At 32.6% G+C, this 16,012-nt stretch carries 21 protein-coding genes; all 21 read left to right on the top strand.

Annotated elements, in window-relative coordinates:
• Nucleotides 1–17: 17 nt before the first annotated feature.
• On the top strand, nt 18–605 hold the full coding sequence (locus SPICA_RS08840; protein ID WP_013969190.1) for a DUF6804 family protein: 588 nt from the start codon (nt 18–20) through the stop codon (nt 603–605).
• Nucleotides 606–1,125: 520 nt separating this feature from the next.
• Nucleotides 1,126–1,377: a ribbon-helix-helix domain-containing protein gene (locus SPICA_RS08845; protein WP_013969186.1), complete on the top strand. Its 252-nt coding sequence runs from the start codon at nt 1,126–1,128 to the stop codon at nt 1,375–1,377.
• Nucleotides 1,355–1,774 carry a type II toxin-antitoxin system VapC family toxin gene (locus SPICA_RS08850; protein WP_013969187.1) on the top strand — a complete coding sequence of 140 codons (420 nt, stop codon included), beginning with the start codon at nt 1,355–1,357 and terminating at the stop codon, nt 1,772–1,774. The genes SPICA_RS08845 and SPICA_RS08850 overlap by 23 nt, the downstream gene beginning before the upstream one ends.
• Nucleotides 1,775–2,265: 491 nt before the next feature.
• On the top strand, nt 2,266–3,729 hold the full coding sequence (locus tag SPICA_RS08855) for an IS5 family transposase (RefSeq protein ID WP_013969191.1): 1,464 nt from the start codon (nt 2,266–2,268) through the stop codon (nt 3,727–3,729).
• Between the two features lie 654 nt (nt 3,730–4,383).
• Nucleotides 4,384–5,070, top strand: a complete 687-nt coding sequence (locus SPICA_RS08860) for a hypothetical protein (RefSeq protein ID WP_156789651.1) — start codon at nt 4,384–4,386, stop codon at nt 5,068–5,070.
• Between the two features lie 130 nt (nt 5,071–5,200).
• Complete coding sequence (locus tag SPICA_RS08865; RefSeq protein WP_013969193.1) at nt 5,201–5,875, top strand: hypothetical protein; 675 nt, start codon at nt 5,201–5,203, stop codon at nt 5,873–5,875.
• Between the two features lie 273 nt (nt 5,876–6,148).
• Nucleotides 6,149–6,430 carry a type II toxin-antitoxin system Phd/YefM family antitoxin gene (locus tag SPICA_RS08870; RefSeq protein ID WP_013969194.1) on the top strand — a complete coding sequence of 94 codons (282 nt, stop codon included), beginning with the start codon at nt 6,149–6,151 and terminating at the stop codon, nt 6,428–6,430.
• Nucleotides 6,423–6,758 carry a type II toxin-antitoxin system RelE/ParE family toxin gene (locus tag SPICA_RS08875; protein ID WP_013969195.1) on the top strand — a complete coding sequence of 112 codons (336 nt, stop codon included), beginning with the start codon at nt 6,423–6,425 and terminating at the stop codon, nt 6,756–6,758. The genes SPICA_RS08870 and SPICA_RS08875 overlap by 8 nt, the downstream gene beginning before the upstream one ends.
• 222 nt (nt 6,759–6,980) lie before the next feature.
• Complete coding sequence (locus SPICA_RS08880) at nt 6,981–7,847, top strand: hypothetical protein (protein WP_013969196.1); 867 nt, start codon at nt 6,981–6,983, stop codon at nt 7,845–7,847.
• Between the two features lie 24 nt (nt 7,848–7,871).
• Nucleotides 7,872–8,144 carry a hypothetical protein gene (locus tag SPICA_RS08885; RefSeq protein WP_013969197.1) on the top strand — a complete coding sequence of 91 codons (273 nt, stop codon included), beginning with the start codon at nt 7,872–7,874 and terminating at the stop codon, nt 8,142–8,144.
• 176 nt (nt 8,145–8,320) lie between these two features.
• The gene (locus tag SPICA_RS08890) at nt 8,321–8,641 is read left to right on the top strand and encodes a hypothetical protein (RefSeq protein WP_013969198.1); all 321 of its coding nucleotides are present in this window, start codon (nt 8,321–8,323) and stop codon (nt 8,639–8,641) included.
• The gene (locus SPICA_RS08895) at nt 8,631–8,993 is read left to right on the top strand and encodes a DUF3795 domain-containing protein (RefSeq protein WP_013969199.1); all 363 of its coding nucleotides are present in this window, start codon (nt 8,631–8,633) and stop codon (nt 8,991–8,993) included. The genes SPICA_RS08890 and SPICA_RS08895 overlap by 11 nt, the downstream gene beginning before the upstream one ends.
• Before the next feature lie 505 nt (nt 8,994–9,498).
• The gene (locus SPICA_RS08900) at nt 9,499–9,918 is read left to right on the top strand and encodes a type II toxin-antitoxin system VapC family toxin (RefSeq protein ID WP_013969200.1); all 420 of its coding nucleotides are present in this window, start codon (nt 9,499–9,501) and stop codon (nt 9,916–9,918) included.
• A 131-nt stretch (nt 9,919–10,049) separates the two neighbouring features.
• On the top strand, nt 10,050–11,192 hold the full coding sequence (locus SPICA_RS08905) for a DUF3800 domain-containing protein (RefSeq protein WP_013969201.1): 1,143 nt from the start codon (nt 10,050–10,052) through the stop codon (nt 11,190–11,192).
• 147 nt (nt 11,193–11,339) lie between these two features.
• Nucleotides 11,340–12,257, top strand: coding sequence for a restriction endonuclease (locus SPICA_RS08910; RefSeq protein ID WP_013969183.1), 918 nt, complete (start codon nt 11,340–11,342; stop codon nt 12,255–12,257).
• Between the two features lie 245 nt (nt 12,258–12,502).
• Nucleotides 12,503–12,784 carry a type II toxin-antitoxin system Phd/YefM family antitoxin gene (locus SPICA_RS08915; RefSeq protein WP_013969194.1) on the top strand — a complete coding sequence of 94 codons (282 nt, stop codon included), beginning with the start codon at nt 12,503–12,505 and terminating at the stop codon, nt 12,782–12,784.
• The gene (locus SPICA_RS08920; protein ID WP_013969195.1) at nt 12,777–13,112 is read left to right on the top strand and encodes a type II toxin-antitoxin system RelE/ParE family toxin; all 336 of its coding nucleotides are present in this window, start codon (nt 12,777–12,779) and stop codon (nt 13,110–13,112) included. The genes SPICA_RS08915 and SPICA_RS08920 overlap by 8 nt, the downstream gene beginning before the upstream one ends.
• Before the next feature lie 150 nt (nt 13,113–13,262).
• On the top strand, nt 13,263–13,655 hold the full coding sequence (locus SPICA_RS08925; protein WP_013969202.1) for a VOC family protein: 393 nt from the start codon (nt 13,263–13,265) through the stop codon (nt 13,653–13,655).
• A gap of 10 nt (nt 13,656–13,665) precedes the next feature.
• Nucleotides 13,666–13,989, top strand: a complete 324-nt coding sequence (locus tag SPICA_RS08930) for a transcriptional regulator (protein ID WP_013969203.1) — start codon at nt 13,666–13,668, stop codon at nt 13,987–13,989.
• A 132-nt stretch (nt 13,990–14,121) separates the two neighbouring features.
• Nucleotides 14,122–15,039: a restriction endonuclease gene (locus SPICA_RS08935; protein WP_013969183.1), complete on the top strand. Its 918-nt coding sequence runs from the start codon at nt 14,122–14,124 to the stop codon at nt 15,037–15,039.
• Between the two features lie 118 nt (nt 15,040–15,157).
• Nucleotides 15,158–15,961, top strand: coding sequence for a hypothetical protein (locus SPICA_RS14845; protein WP_013969204.1), 804 nt, complete (start codon nt 15,158–15,160; stop codon nt 15,959–15,961).
• The last annotated feature ends 51 nt before the right edge of the window (nt 15,962–16,012 follow it).

The following is a 16,012-nucleotide window of genomic DNA, read 5'->3' on the forward strand; positions in this document are numbered from 1 at the left end:
GTGGGAAAGGCAAGGATATGAATACTATCGCAAAGGTAGCAGGGATCCTAATTCCATTGCTTTTACCACTTCTTAATGGAGGTTGGGAGGTATTTGGCACGGCTCGGCTAATAATTTGTGGAATTGCAATATTTTCTGCAATTCAAGAGTATGAAGAACGCAGAGCTCTTGCGACTATCTACACTTTGGTCGCTATAATATTTAATCCGATCTTACCATTTTATTTAGGAAGAGAAATTTGGATAGTAGTGGACTTCTTGACATCATTCGCTTTTTCCCTGAGGCTTATTCCTAGCAAAGGCAAGAATGCCATTGTGTCGATATCCAATCGAAGCACTGGAAAGTGGCTTTCAGAGCATTTTCTGATCGATGTAAGTAACAGTTCTATAAGAATAATTGAGAATGGTAAAGGCAATTACATGATACCCAAAGACGCAATAATTTCTGAAGCTGAGAAACATTTATACATTGGCTATAAGGATCCAGTATCAAGAAGTGATGTCTCAATCAGAATAATAAAAAACAACACGCGAGAGGCAATTTTATTGATCGAACGTGAAGGGCAAATAGTTGAAGTTAGGGAAGAACTCCAAAAAATAGACTAAAACATCGCAATTAATGAATAAAAAAATATTGCTTTTAAAAAGCAGAAGTAACAGAGTATCATTAAGAAATAGAAATTAGATTTTATTAAGGGAAGGAGCTTTTTGGTTTTGTAGACAAGCGGGCTAACAGTATATAAGAGAAACAAGAAATAATATAGGTAGATGAATAAGATATGAAAGCTTTAAAAAATGGTGAAAGGAAGAGAATAGATATATGTAAATCAATTGAATAGAAGATTTCTAACAATCGCTTCAAGCCGATTCGCTCAGCCTGTCACGGTTCTTGCGTGCTCGCTTCGCTCGTTTATTGCAAGAACCGCGCCAGGCTGGCTCACGGCTTAAGCGTATGTTCTGCGGACCTTGCAGGCGTTGAGAGAATTGATAAAACCACAGTAAAAGTGTAGTTTTTAATATACATTCATCAATATAAAGCATAATAATATAAAGAATTGCTTATATTTCAATTTATATTGATAAAATAATATTATTGTATTACTAAAAGTATTACAGGAAGCGATATATGACTACAGTTCGGTTACCTACTGAAATTGAACAAAAATTAGAGGCTATTTCTCAAGAAAAACATAAATCTAAATCAGAAATAATTAAAGAAGCGCTTGAGAAATTATTTTATTCTGAAGAATCACAAAAGAATTCATATGAACTTGGAATTGAGTTTTTTGGTAAATTTGGAAGTGGCAAAGGAAATCTTTCAGTTACTTACAAAGAAAAAATAAAGGACAAGATACATGCTAAACGACGTACTCATTGATGCTGATTCTTTAATTGCTTTATTTGATAAAGATGATCATTATCATGAAAAAGTAAAGGAATTCATAAAGAATAAAGATTATAAATTTCATACTACGACAGCTGTAATAACTGAAGTCTTACATATGCTTGATTTTAGTGTAAAGGTTCAAATTAATTTTCTTGAATGGATAATGCTTGGTGGTATATTGCTATATGAAATAAAACAAACTGATTTAGGAAAGATAATTGAATTAACTAAAAAATATAGTGACCGTTCCATGGATTTTGCAGACGCAACACTCGTTCTAGCTGCAGAACAATCAAAAATAAGAAAAATAATTAGCATAGATTCAGATTTTGATATTTACCGATTACCTGGAAAAGTTAGAATAGAAAATATATTTCGAGATATATAAGACGCAGAACAATTGCTTTAAGCAGATTCGCCTATTGTCACGGTTCTTGCTTACGCAAGAACGCGTGCCAATGACGGCTCACTGCTTAAGCAAATGTTAGAAAGGCTTTACAGAAACCGTTACATTGGTTGTGTTACAATTACTCGCTACTTTAAGCGGTTTCAAACGGCAAAAAGAGAAATAACAGGTAACCTTTACTACTTTATAAATACATTTATTTCAATAATAACAATCATTTCAAAAGCAACCGGACCACTACATCTACTAATATAAAGGTTTAGCGATATCCGACATCAGAGCGGCCTGTAATGGGCTCTGTCTGAGCTGTAATATCGTATCTTTTTCTGTCATCTGTCCGGTTGCAATGTAGGGCTTCCTGAAAAACAAACAACTCTTTACAAAAGAAGCAAATACAGAGATAATCTCAATAAGAAGTGCACGGAAGAAAGGGGTAAGGCCTTAAAAAGCGTGCACTTTACTATGGGGTAACGATGTATAAGGAAAAGGAACAGGTACCTGAGTTTGAAGACTTTTATGTACCCTTCGGAGGACATTTACGAGAAGATAATCGATGGGTACGATTAGCCGCAATTATTCCATGGGAAGAGATAGAAGCTGAATATAAAAAATGTTTTTCAAAACGAATTGGAAGAACAGCCAAGACCGTACGGCTCGCCTTGGGATCATTATTGATAAAAGAGAAATTACAATTAACAGATGAAGAAACGGTAGAAACAATACGAGAGAACCATTACCTGCAATATTTTTTAGGATATGAATCTTACAAAGATGAAAAACCCTTTGATCCAAGCATGATGGTTCATTTTCGAAAACGGCTTGGACCTGATGCAATAGCAAAGATAAATGAGTTGATAGCGAAACGGTATCAAGAACAGGTAGAAGCAGAATCTGAAAAAAAACAGAACAAAAAAAACCAAAAGGATGACCATGATCATGGAAATCGAGGGCAACTCATTATAGATGCCACGTGCGTCCCCCAGGATATCCGGCATCCCCATGATGTCACTTTATTGGATGAAGCGCGAAGGAAAACAGAAAAGATAATTGATACGTTATATGAAGCGAGTGAGCTCACCATAAAACCACGAACCTATAGAAAACAGGCCCGTATCAAATATCTCAATTTTATACGAGGGCGACGAAGAACAAAAAAAGAAATACGCAGAGCGATTCGGACCCAACTCCAATACATACGACGTAATTTACGGACTATCAATGAATTACAAAACAAGGTTCCCAGTACAACGTTGAGTGCAAAACAGCGACGTGATCTTATCGTGATACATGAGGTTTACCGGCAACAGGTACAGATGTATAAGGGAAAGACCCATTCGATATCGGGAAAAATCGTCAGTATCAGTCAACCCCATGTACGACCAATAGCCCGAGGTAAAGCAAAAGCGGCCTTTGAATTCGGAGCAAAACTATCAGCATCGATGACCGAACACGGGATGATTTTTATAGATCGATTACAATGGGAACCCTATAACGAACAAGAAGATTTGCCAACACAAATAGAAAAATATAAGAGGCGATGTGGTCGATATCCGGAATCGGTGCATGCCGATAAAATATATCGGACACGAGCAAACCGAGCCTATTGTGAAGCTCGAGGAATACGATTGTCTGGACCACCCTTAGGCAGACCGATTAAAGAAACATTAGAGAATAAAAAGATAGTACGACAGCTACGAAAGATTCAAAGACTTGACGAAGCCATTCGACAAGCGATTGAAGGTGGCTTTGGATATATGAAACGAAAGTTTGGTCTTGGTACAATCTATGAAAAATTACGCGAAACTAGTGAAACAGCAATTATGGTATGTGTATTGCTGACCAACTGTGAAAAAATCCTGAGGGATCTTTTTATGCGCTTTTTATTTTTACTTGGTTTTAAACCTCATAAATCATATTTGAAAGTTTTAGTATACTAAATTAAACCCATTTTAACGTAAAAAAGTTTTGAAATATCATTTTTAGACATTTTCAGTAGGCCCAATGTAGGTTTGAAATAATAGGGGGATATGCCATTGGAAACAAAGATTATTTTTAATTTCCAGTAATTAATAATTTTAGTTCAATTGTACAAAGACATTTCCACTGCATTTATATCTGATGAGTAAACCTTACAGAATACTATAATACTGTTATGTTGCAGGCTTTTTCTTAAGGCAACCGGCACCTATAAACAATCCTTCAACACATACAGGGCAGGAGGCTACGGGGCTTTTAGGGCGTTGCGTGAAGTATGAGAGCTTTACAAGGTTTTATTGTATCATGCCGGTTGAATATTTCTGGAAAATAAATTTTTAAATTATCATTGGAAATGTCTGATTTGGTGTATAGGATAATTAAATAAGTAAAATAGCAAAAAGAAATTAAAAATAATCAAGATCAAGGCAGTTACTGGAGCTTTCTAACATACGATTTGAGCAGACAAGGGCTATTGTCACGGTTCTTGCTTATGCAAGAACACGCGCCAATCACGCCCTTGCAGCTCAATCGTATGTTCGATGGACGCCTTCGGCGCAAAAAGGAAAAATATGTGTACATCATTTGTTCTTAGAAGAAAAAGCATTTTGGTTGCTATGAATTTTGATAATAATGGAAAAGATATAAATATATCGGATTCATTAGATGATGGTTTTATTGTTTCTGTAAAATTTAAAGGAAATTATTTTCCATCCTTCGGTATTAGTAGATCGGGAATATTTGTTAATGATCTTGAAGTTGATCCATGTGATGAAGGTAAATATAGACGACAATCAGATAAAATCTGGGTTAATTCTACATTAGTTAATAAATTGCTTAAAAATATGTTAAGTTTTAATCAGCTGTATAAAAAAATGGATAGTCTTGAATTTGTTAATGGTCCCTATAGTAGTACACATAATATGATTGTTAATAGAAATGGGGATGTAATAATAAATGAACCCGGTCGAGGGAAAATATATTCAAAAAGAGAAGACTCAAATTATTTAATTATGACTAATTTCCCGATTATAAAAAATAATAAGATAATATCAGTTGGCAAGACAGGAACAGGTATTGATCGTTTTGAAATTGCGAAGGATTATATTGAGAATAGAAAAGATTTATCTATTGGTGATTGTTTTGAATTATTGAAATTAACATCACAAAGTGAGAGTGAATGGAAAACAGATCTATCGATAGTATATGATGTAACTAATAATACAGTTTATATATCGAAAAAAATGGATTTCAATAATATTCAAAAAATTGAATTACTAAGTATTGTAGATACTAATGAATAATTTACATCGAACAACTGTTTCAACCTGACAACGCTATTGTCACGGTTTTAGCTTACGCAAAAACCGCGCCAATTGACGCGTTGCAGGTTAAACAAATGTTCTACGGACGCTTCGCGCGGAGGAAAACATTATGAAAGAATTTATATTACAAATTATTGCTAGTTTTGGTGGTGCAGCAGTAATAACTGGATTGGCTTTCTCATGGTTTGGTAAAAAAATTGTTGAACGACAAATAGAAAAAAGTGCAGAAAAGGCAAAATATAAAATTGAAGCAGAATTTGATAGAATTTCTAAAATACAAAGTCATGAGTTTACAATTCTACCTGAAATTTGGATTAAGTTATTAAATGCGTTGGGCGGATTAGGTTATATTACAAATCCAGTAAAAGAATTTCCTGATATTCAACGAATGAGTTTAGAAGAATTAAGCGCGAACCTAAAATTAAAAGATTGGCCTGAGCATATTAAAAAAGAAATTATTGACTCATCGGATAAAAATAAGGCATATATTCTTTGGGCTATGAAAAAATCAATTTTCGATACAGAAACATTATGGAATGAATTTCATAATTATTATTTAATTAACAAAATATTTCTTACAGAAGAAATGGATGTATGCTTAGATAAAATAGATAGTCTTGGGCTTGATTCATTAGCAACAATCAAAGTTGCGGTAGGTGAAAATAGAACAGATTGGAAAATGTTAGAAGATGCAAGAAAAATAGTAAATGAGGATTTAGAAATAGAAAAAAAGAATTTATCTAGGTTTATACAAAACAGATTGCATTTTCATCAAGTAAAATAAGACGTAGAACAACTGCTTCAACCTGATAATTCCTTTTGTCACACTTTTTGCAGTCGCTACGCTCGGCAAAAAGTGCGCCAATCCCTTCGGGCCGGAATTACAGGTTAAGCAAATGTTATGCAGATTTAAGAAAGTAAAATATTTATATATCAGACATATGAATATTTTACCTTAATTGTATAGCTTAAAAATTTTACAGGTCTTTTTATAGTCTTTATATTGACCTATCTTTAAAATATTGTATAATGAATTATAATACGGAGGGTTAATATAATGATAAAGATAAATAATGATATACGTCCAATATCTTATATAAAATCTCATACAGCTGAAATGATAAGACAAATAGAAGAAAAGAAAAATCCAATAATAATCACACAAAATGGTGAGGCTAAAGCAGTTCTTCTTGATGTTGATACATTTCAAGGCTTAATCGATACAATAAATATTTTAAAAATTATCTCTATTGGTGAAAATGATATTCATAAAAATAATGTTATAAAACATAATGATGTAAAAACAAAAATTGAGGAAATATTAACACAAAATGAATAGAGATATTGTATGGTCTCTCGATGCAAGCGATGAGTTTGTAGAAATAATTCTATATATTACAGAACACTCTGGAAATAATGTAGCACGTACGATTTATGAGAAAATTATAAAAAAAATAGAAAATCTTGTTGACTTCCCCGCAATTGGAAGGAAAGTTCCCGAATTAGAATCAGTTGGTAATACAGAATATTATGAAATAATAGAAAGTCCGTGGAGAATCATTTATCGATATACAGAAAATGAAGTATATATTGTTTCAATAATTGATGGAAGAAGAAATATTGAAGAAATATTATATAAAAAAATTATAAAGGGTAAAATATGGTAATAAATACATGCATAACAATTGCTTTAACCAGACATTTCCTTTGTCATGAAAATTGCTGTCGCTACGCTCGGCAATTTTCACGCCAAGCCCTTCGGGCACGGAAATGCAGGTTAAGCAAATGTTAGGTTGACCCGCCTATCGGCGGGCGGAAGAGTTTCTTCTGTCATCAACCAGCATTCAAAATAGAACATACATTATATATGTATGTAATGGAGGAAGTTTATGTGGAAAAAATTTCTAGGACTTAGTTTTTTGCTTGGTACGTTCTTTTTAGTTGGTTGTGTGTCATTTGAACCACCCAAAGTATCTCCGTTGGTCTATAAAGAAATATCTTTTTCTGAATTGGAACAATCAATCAAACAAGTAAATTCGCCTGGAAATGGATTTATTGTAGAAGGCTACGATTTCTATTGGGATGGTTCATTCCGCTTTTCTGGCAGTCCTGGTGGAACTCCTTCTCAATGGTTTGCGGTCCATGATGGAGATTATGACGATACCCATTACTATTCGTATTCTGTTCCCAATCAATTTGAAAATTACAGTTCAAAGACAATAAAACGCATTGAGAAGAATAAGGCATATAGGGTTTATATTGGATTATATCAGCATTCATATTATAAAACATGGACTGCCTTTATAGATAAAATTGAAGGTCTCATGACTGAAGAAGAGGCAATAGCATATGAACAAAAGCAAAAAGCGGAAAAAGAAGCGTCAGATGCTAAGGCTAAAGCTGAACGTGATGCGGCAAAAGATGCTATCGCAAGTTCTATCGCTAAAGGTTATATTTACCATGGAGTTGCGGAAGACACTCAAAGCGGAAAGCTTTTTAATAGTGGTGCATTAGAGCCAGGCCATGCGTATTATATCTCTGGTTTCATGGTTGGAGGTGGGGGCCTCACCGGTGGAGTGATTACTTCACTTTTTGTCGATCCCACATATCATGTAATAGAATATGCTAGTCAAGCTGTAAAAGGAGAAGTAGTAGGAGCATCTCAAACAGCTTTTGGAACATTACCTGTCGCCATAGTTGTTGTAGGTGGGAAAGCTCCCTTGCATATACCACTTGTAATTGGTTTGGTTAAATAGATATTCAGTTGTTTGGAGGTTCTTATGGATTTGGAGCAGTGCATTTTAGAAATTGTGAATAGTTTCACAAAAGGAGATTATTTTGATTCGCATACAGTGATAAACACTCTTATTGCGAAACCAGAATACCATCTTGCATATTTGCGCGGATATACACAAAACAGTTCAGTTGCTCAATATCATGGGAATATTGCAAAAATGATTGGAGCAACAAACCTTGTTGATCAGTTAGGAACTGCAAAGTCTCATACAATTTATGGAGATTTATCCGCAAATATGCTTTGGCAAAAAAAATAAAAATGAGTAACCTAACAACTGCTTCAACCGGATAATTCCTGTTGTCATGGTTTGTGCTGTCGCTTCGCTCGGCACAAACCACGCCAAGCCCTTCGGGCAGGAATTACCGGTTAAGCAAATGTTCTACGGACGCTTCGCGCAGAGGATAATATATAGAATACTTCAGGAGGTTTGTTATGAGTAAATTGTTTAAGTACATAATAATTGGAGTTTCTCTAGGATTAATTGATGTTATACCAATGTTTATTATGAAACTAACATGGGATGCGAATATTTCTGCATTTTCAATGTGGGTAATAATTAGTTTTATTCTATATTACAATAATTTAAAATTAAACCAAATAGTTAAAAGTATTATAGTATCTTTTTTAGTATTGCTCCCTAACGCTATTCTTATTGGATGGAATAATCCCATCAATCTTTTCCCAGTAATTATCATGACTCTTCTTTTAAGCACAATAATGGGATTCTTTACAGGAAGAATAAATGGGAAATAACACCATAGAAGATATTGGTTGTTGTGGTGCATTTTGTGGAACTTGCAAAGTTAAAAAAGAAAAAGCATGTATCGGATGTAAATTGGGATATAACAATGGAGAAAGAGATTTAGCTAAAGCAAAATGTAAAATGAAAATATGTTGCATAACAAAGAATATTGATACATGCGCTGATTGCAAAGAATTGAATTCATGCCCAATTATTCAAGATTTTTTCAATAAAAATGGTTATAAATATCATAAATATAAAGAAGCAATTTATTATATAGTAGAGTACGGATATAAAGATTTTCTTGATCAAACTATAAAATGGACAATGCAATATGGAAAATATGAAAAAGAAAAGACGTAGAACAACTGCTTCAACCTGACATTGCTATTGTCACACTTTTTGCTAGTCGTCGCTATGCTCCTCGGCAAAAAGTGCGCCAATGTACGCAATGCAGGTTAAGCAAATGTTCTGCGGACCTTGCAGGCGCTGAGAGAATTGATAAAACTACAGTAAAAGTGTAGTTTTTAATATACATTCATCAATATATAGCTCAAAAATATAAAGAACTGCTTGTATTTCAATTTATATTGACAAAATAATATTATTGTATTACTATAAGTATTACAGGAAGCGATATATGACTACAGTTCGGTTACCTACTGAAATTGAACAAAATTAGAGGCTATTTCTCAAGAAAAACATAAATCTAAATCAGAAATAATTAAAGAAGCGCTTGAGAAACTATTTTATTCTGAAGAATCACAAAAGAATTCATATGAACTTGGAATTGAGTTTTTTGGTAAATTTGGAAGTGGCGAAGGAAATCTTTCAGTTACTTACAAAGAAAAAATAAAGGACAAGATACATGCTAAACGACGTACTCATTGATGCTGGTCCTTTAATTGCTTTATTTGATAAAGACGATCATTATCATGAAAAAGTAAAGGAATTCATAAAAAATAAAGATTATAAATTTCACACTACGACAGCTGTAATAACTGAAGTCTTACATATGCTTGATTTTAGTGTAAAGGTTCAAATTAATTTTCTTGAATGGATAATGCTTGGTGGTATATTGCTATATGAAATAAAACAAACTGATTTAGGGAAGATAATTGAATTAACAAAAAAATATAGTGACCGTCCCATGGATTTTGCAGACGCAACACTCGTTCTAGCTGCAGAACAATCAGGAATAAGAAAAATAATTAGCATAGATTCAGATTTTGATATTTACCGATTACCTGGAAAAGTTAGAATAGAAAATATATTTCGAGATATATAAGACGCAGAACAATTGCTTTAAGCAGATTCGCCTATTGTCACGGTTCTTGCTTACGCAAGAACGCGAGCCAATGACGGCTCACTGCTTAAGCAAATGTTAGGTGCACGCCTTCGGCGGGCGAGGAGATGAAAATGTTTGCATATATTGATGAAGCTGGTAACACCGGAAAAAACAATGCTGATAAAATTCAACCAGTATTTTCATATATGACACTCGCATCAAAAATTAACCTTGATTTAGATTTGGACAATACAATTCGGAATATATTCAGTAAATACAACATTTCTGAATTACATGGTGCAGAACAAAATGAAATAATTGAGCTTTATGCTAGTGATGTATTGAAACTTCTCAGAAAAAATTCAGTGAGTTTTTGTACTTCAATTGTTGAAAAAGACTTTTTATCATACGCAAAGCTTTATGATACAATTTTTGATAATGTGGAGAATAAAGGAGCAAGATTTCAGACTTATCAAATAAGACCATTGCGTTTATTTATGTTAAGTAATTTGTGTGGGATCACACCTATTGAAATCGCACATGACTTTTATGAAAACTGTTTGTTTGCAAATACTGAAGATCAAGCTATTCAAGTATTAATTAGTAATTGTAATTCAATATTAGGAAATATTCATCAATTACAAGATGATAGATCAAAAGAAATTATTAGTGATGCTCTTACATGGGCTATAGACAATCCAAGAGCTATAACAACTTTTAATACCAGAAAAATAGATAGGTGGAGACATTTACCGCATATTGTTGGTTTTTTACCAATGATGAGTATGCTGTCTATTTACTCAAGAAAGCATAAATCGAAAATTATTAAAATTGTCCATGATGAACAGCAGCAAGTTAATAAGGTAATTTCAGAAATTCATAAAATTGCTTCCGACCCTAATACTGCTAATAAGTGGGATCTTCGGGAAAATGGTTCCTATGAACTATCTGAGATAAAAAATACCGAATTTGTTATTAAGGACTCCAAAGATAGTTATGGGTTACAAATTGTAGATATATGCTTATATGTCATAACGCATCAAGACCATATTTTGACCTATGAATATGATCTTCCAAATACAAAAAAATTGCTAGATTATATTAAAGAGCACAATGATCCTTTCTTAATGACTATGTCTTTTTTTCAATTAGAAACAAAATTACTTTATCAGAAAATTATGAATAAACAATTATCTAAAGATGATATGGATAGAGGCATTAAGATAGTTGCAGAAATGGAAAAAAAGCATAAAGAACAAGGAAAAATCACCTAACAACTGCTTCAACCTGATATTTTCTTTGTCACATTTTGTGCTGTCGCTTCGCTCCTGTCGCACAAAATGCGCCAAGCCCTGCGGGCACGAAAATACAGGTTAAGCAAATGTTAGAAGGACCCTCTGGGCGATAAAAAAGGAAAACCAATGATACCTGATTATCAATCTTGTATGTTACCATTATTAAAATTTGCTTCTGATGAAAAAGTACATACTCTTCCAGAAGCAGTAGTATATATTGCTTCGTTATTCAATTTGACGGAAGAAGAAAAGAAACAAATGTTACCGAGTGGAACGCAAACTATAATTTTTAATAGAGTTGGTTGGGCTAAGACTTACTTAAAAAAGGCTGGATTACTTGAAGATCCAAAACGAGCTACATTTAGAATAACAAAAAGAGGAATAGACCTTTTAAAAGAAAATCCACCCGAAATAAATACCAAATACTTAGCTCGGTATGAAGAATTTGTTGCATTTCAAAACAAGAAGTCTGAAAAAAATAAAAATAAAAATGTTATTTCTGAAGAAACAGAAAGTAATATTACCCCAGAGGAATCCATTGAATTTGGTTTCCAAAAATTAAAAGATTCTGTTTCTGAAGATATAATAAATAAAATCAAAGAATGCTCTTCTAATTTTTTTGAGAAACTTGTAGTTGAGTTATTGGTCAAAATGGGTTACGGAGGTACATTAAAAGAAGCTGGTCAAGTTCTAGGAAAATCAGGAGATGGTGGAATAGATGGAATCATAAAAGAAGACAAGCTTGGATTAGATGTAATATATATACAAGCAAAAAGATGGGAAAATGTAGTTGGAAGACCAGAAATACAAAAATTCGCTGGAGCCCTATTAGGTCAAAAGGCTAAAAAAGGTATTTTTATAACAACTTCATGGTTTACAAATGACGCTTTAGATTTTGTTAAAAACCTAGATAGTAAAATAGTATTAATTGACGGGGAAATGCTTACAGATTTAATGATTGAATATAATCTAGGTGTTTCAACATATAAAATATATGAGTTAAAAAGAATTGATAATGATTATTTTGTAGAAGACGACTTCTAACAATTGCTTTAAGCAGATTCGCCTATTGTCACGGTTCTTGCTTACGCAAGAACGCGCGCCAATGACGGCTCACTGCTTAAGCAAATGTTATGCAGATTTAAGAAAGTAAAATATTTATATATCAGACATATGAATATTTTACCTTAATTGTATAGCTTAAAAATTTTACAGGTCTTTTTATAGTCTTTATATTGACCTATCTTTAAAATATTGTATAATGAATTATAATACGGAGGGTTAATATAATGATAAAGATAAATAATGATATACGTCCAATATCTTATATAAAATCTCATACAGCTGAAATGATAAGACAAATAGAAGAAAAGAAAAATCCAATAATAATCACACAAAATGGTGAGGCTAAAGCAGTTCTTCTTGATGTTGATACATTTCAAGGCTTAATCGATACAATAAATATTTTAAAAATTATCTCTATTGGTGAAAATGATATTCATAAAAATAATGTTATAAAACATAATGATGTAAAAACAAAAATTGAGGAAATATTAACACAAAATGAATAGAGATATTGTATGGTCTCTCGATGCAAGCGATGAGTTTGTAGAAATAATTCTATATATTACAGAACACTCTGGAAATAATGTAGCACGTACGATTTATGAGAAAATTATAAAAAAAATAGAAAATCTTGTTGACTTCCCCGCAATTGGAAGGAAAGTTCCCGAATTAGAATCAGTTGGTAATACAGAATATTATGAAATAATAGAAAGTCCGTGGAGAATCATTTATCGATATACAGAAAATGAAGTATATATTGTTTCAATAATTGATGGAAGAAGAAATATTGAAGAAATATTATATAAAAAAATTATAAAGGGTAAAATATGGTAATAAATACATGCATAACAATTGCTTTAACCAGACATTTCCTTTGTCATGAAAATTGCTGTCGCTACGCTCGGCAATTTTCACGCCAAGCCCTTCGGGCACGGAAATGCAGGTTAAGCAAATGTTAGCCAGACCCTTCGGGCGGAGGATAAAATGAAACTTGACGGATTTTGTATTTTTGTTAAAGACATGCCTTTAATGATTCGTTTTTACCGAGATGTTTTAGGTTTTGAAATTAAAGAAAATGAAGATACAACAAATGTATATTTAGTAAAAGATGGAACATTATTTTTGCTTTACAGAAGAACTGATTTTGAAAAGATGGTTGATAAAACATTTGAATATAGTCAATCATTTAATGGTCATAGTGAAATAGCATTAAGTGTAGAAAATTATTCTGAGGTAGACAAGGTATATCAGGAGATATTAAAAAGAGGTGCGACTTCAATTCTAAAACCAACGACCGAACCATGGGGACAAAGAACCTGTTATATAGCTGATCCAGAAGGGAATTTAATTGAGATAGGTTCATTTAACGAACATTAAGAAGGATCATATGTCAACTACTCAAGATTTTATAGAATTTCTTTTAGACCAAATTGATAATAATTGGAATATACGATATAGAAAAATGTTTGGTGAATATATGGTTTATATAAATGATAAACCAATATTACTAGTATGTGATAATACAGTATTTGTTAAAGAATTAGATTGTATAAGAAATTATTTCTCAGAAGATAGCAAAGGATTTCCCTACAAAGGTTCAAAAGAACATTTTATTCTTGACATAGAAAATAAATCTCTTTTGAATGAAATAATTAGTATATTAGAAAAGGTTATTCCAATACCAATAAAAAAAGCAAAAAAAAATGGCTAACAACTGCTTCAACTTGACAACGCTATGTCACGATTTTTGCTGTCGCTACGCTTGGCAAAAATCGCGCCATGTACGCGTTGCAAGTTAAGCAAATGTTAGAAGGACCCTCTGGGCGATAAAAAAGGAAAACCAATGATACCTGATTATCAATCTTGTATGTTACCATTATTAAAATTTGCTTCTGATGAAAAAGTACATACTCTTCCAGAAGCAGTAGTATATATTGCTTCGTTATTCAATTTGACGGAAGAAGAAAAGAAACAAATGTTACCGAGTGGAACGCAAACTATAATTTTTAATAGAGTTGGTTGGGCTAAGACTTACTTAAAAAAGGCTGGATTACTTGAAGATCCAAAACGAGCTACATTTAGAATAACAAAAAGAGGAATAGACCTTTTAAAAGAAAATCCACCCGAAATAAATACCAAATACTTAGCTCGGTATGAAGAATTTGTTGCATTTCAAAACAAGAAGTCTGAAAAAAATAAAAATAAAAATGTTATTTCTGAAGAAACAGAAAGTAATATTACCCCAGAGGAATCCATTGAATTTGGTTTCCAAAAATTAAAAGATTCTGTTTCTGAAGATATAATAAATAAAATCAAAGAATGCTCTTCTAATTTTTTTGAGAAACTTGTAGTTGAGTTATTGGTCAAAATGGGTTACGGAGGTACATTAAAAGAAGCTGGTCAAGTTCTAGGAAAATCAGGAGATGGTGGAATAGATGGAATCATAAAAGAAGACAAGCTTGGATTAGATGTAATATATATACAAGCAAAAAGATGGGAAAATGTAGTTGGAAGACCAGAAATACAAAAATTCGCTGGAGCCCTATTAGGTCAAAAGGCTAAAAAGGGTATTTTTATAACAACTTCATGGTTTACAAATGACGCTTTAGATTTTGTTAAAAACCTAGATAGTAAAATAGTATTAATTGACGGGGAAATGCTTACAGATTTAATGATTGAATATAATCTAGGTGTTTCAACATATAAAATATATGAGTTAAAAAGAATTGATAATGATTATTTTGTAGAAGACGACTTCTAACAATTGCTTTAAGCAGATTCGCCTATTGTCACGGTTCTTGCTTACGCAAGAACGCGCGCCAATGACGGCTCACTGCTTAAGCAAATGTTCGATGGACGCTTCGCGCGGAGGAAAATAAATGCCTGAATTAAAAAAGGAACACCCTCATTATACATATACTGATGAAAATGGCTATTTGCATATTAGTGATGAGGACGCATCTGTCGCACTAATAAAGAGCATTGACTTATATTCACAACGGATTGCTATATATAAAATAGTTGATTTGATTAAGGAGACTCAGAAAAATGATCAAATTGAAATTCGTAAAATTGAAGAAATGTGTAAAAACGCATCGGGATCTCGGAATGACTTTTTAGTTGATGAATTAGTAAATTCATATCATTTTTCTGTTTACGTTGATTCAGCATATTCAATGGCAGTCCTGGGAATGATTGTGCCAACAATTGAATCTCTTTTTTATGATATCTACATCAACATTGGTGAACTTTTATCTAATAAATTCGTTGAACTTAATAATGAAAGAATGTCTTGTATTAAAAAGAGAACAATTTGGGATTGTCATTATATATTGCATAAAGGAAAGGCAAATAAAAATATTGTAGATGGAATAAAGCAATTAGCTCAGATTACAGGTTTTGATGGATTTCTTCCTTCAGATTACTCTGAGATTATTGATGCATTAATAGCATATAGGAATATGATGTTTCATAATGGCCTAGAATGGCAAAATGAAGATATCGAAAAGTTCGAACAAAGATTGAAGTCCAGTAAATGGTCAGAAGATTGGTTTATTTGCACAAAAAGAGATGAAAAACCATGGATTTACTATATGACAGATAAATTGATTGATAGAAGTTTAAAATTTATAAATGAAATCGAAATCGCGGCTGGTGCATATTATATAGAAAATCTTGAATAAGGGACATCGAACAACTGCTTCAACCTGACTCGCCTATTGTCACGGTTTGTG

It is taken from the genome of Gracilinema caldarium DSM 7334, assembly GCF_000219725.1.
In the GTDB taxonomy this organism is placed as follows: domain Bacteria; phylum Spirochaetota; class Spirochaetia; order Treponematales; family Breznakiellaceae; genus Gracilinema; species Gracilinema caldarium.

Coding starts and splice junctions, on each gene's coding strand:
- SPICA_RS08890 (WP_013969198.1), top strand. CDS start 8,321: ATGAGTAAATTGTTTAAGTACATAATAATTGGAGTTTCTCTAGGATTA.
- SPICA_RS08905 (WP_013969201.1), top strand. CDS start 10,050: ATGTTTGCATATATTGATGAAGCTGGTAACACCGGAAAAAACAATGCT.
- SPICA_RS08920 (WP_013969195.1), top strand. CDS start 12,777: ATGAATAGAGATATTGTATGGTCTCTCGATGCAAGCGATGAGTTTGTA.
- SPICA_RS08850 (WP_013969187.1), top strand. CDS start 1,355: ATGCTAAACGACGTACTCATTGATGCTGATTCTTTAATTGCTTTATTT.
- SPICA_RS08935 (WP_013969183.1), top strand. CDS start 14,122: ATGATACCTGATTATCAATCTTGTATGTTACCATTATTAAAATTTGCT.
- SPICA_RS08900 (WP_013969200.1), top strand. CDS start 9,499: ATGCTAAACGACGTACTCATTGATGCTGGTCCTTTAATTGCTTTATTT.
- SPICA_RS08915 (WP_013969194.1), top strand. CDS start 12,503: ATGATAAAGATAAATAATGATATACGTCCAATATCTTATATAAAATCT.
- SPICA_RS08875 (WP_013969195.1), top strand. CDS start 6,423: ATGAATAGAGATATTGTATGGTCTCTCGATGCAAGCGATGAGTTTGTA.
- SPICA_RS08845 (WP_013969186.1), top strand. CDS start 1,126: ATGACTACAGTTCGGTTACCTACTGAAATTGAACAAAAATTAGAGGCT.
- SPICA_RS08840 (WP_013969190.1), top strand. CDS start 18: ATGAATACTATCGCAAAGGTAGCAGGGATCCTAATTCCATTGCTTTTA.
- SPICA_RS08855 (WP_013969191.1), top strand. CDS start 2,266: ATGTATAAGGAAAAGGAACAGGTACCTGAGTTTGAAGACTTTTATGTA.
- SPICA_RS08930 (WP_013969203.1), top strand. CDS start 13,666: ATGTCAACTACTCAAGATTTTATAGAATTTCTTTTAGACCAAATTGAT.
- SPICA_RS08880 (WP_013969196.1), top strand. CDS start 6,981: ATGTGGAAAAAATTTCTAGGACTTAGTTTTTTGCTTGGTACGTTCTTT.
- SPICA_RS08885 (WP_013969197.1), top strand. CDS start 7,872: ATGGATTTGGAGCAGTGCATTTTAGAAATTGTGAATAGTTTCACAAAA.
- SPICA_RS08925 (WP_013969202.1), top strand. CDS start 13,263: ATGAAACTTGACGGATTTTGTATTTTTGTTAAAGACATGCCTTTAATG.
- SPICA_RS08865 (WP_013969193.1), top strand. CDS start 5,201: ATGAAAGAATTTATATTACAAATTATTGCTAGTTTTGGTGGTGCAGCA.
- SPICA_RS14845 (WP_013969204.1), top strand. CDS start 15,158: ATGCCTGAATTAAAAAAGGAACACCCTCATTATACATATACTGATGAA.
- SPICA_RS08895 (WP_013969199.1), top strand. CDS start 8,631: ATGGGAAATAACACCATAGAAGATATTGGTTGTTGTGGTGCATTTTGT.
- SPICA_RS08860 (WP_156789651.1), top strand. CDS start 4,384: ATGAATTTTGATAATAATGGAAAAGATATAAATATATCGGATTCATTA.
- SPICA_RS08870 (WP_013969194.1), top strand. CDS start 6,149: ATGATAAAGATAAATAATGATATACGTCCAATATCTTATATAAAATCT.
- SPICA_RS08910 (WP_013969183.1), top strand. CDS start 11,340: ATGATACCTGATTATCAATCTTGTATGTTACCATTATTAAAATTTGCT.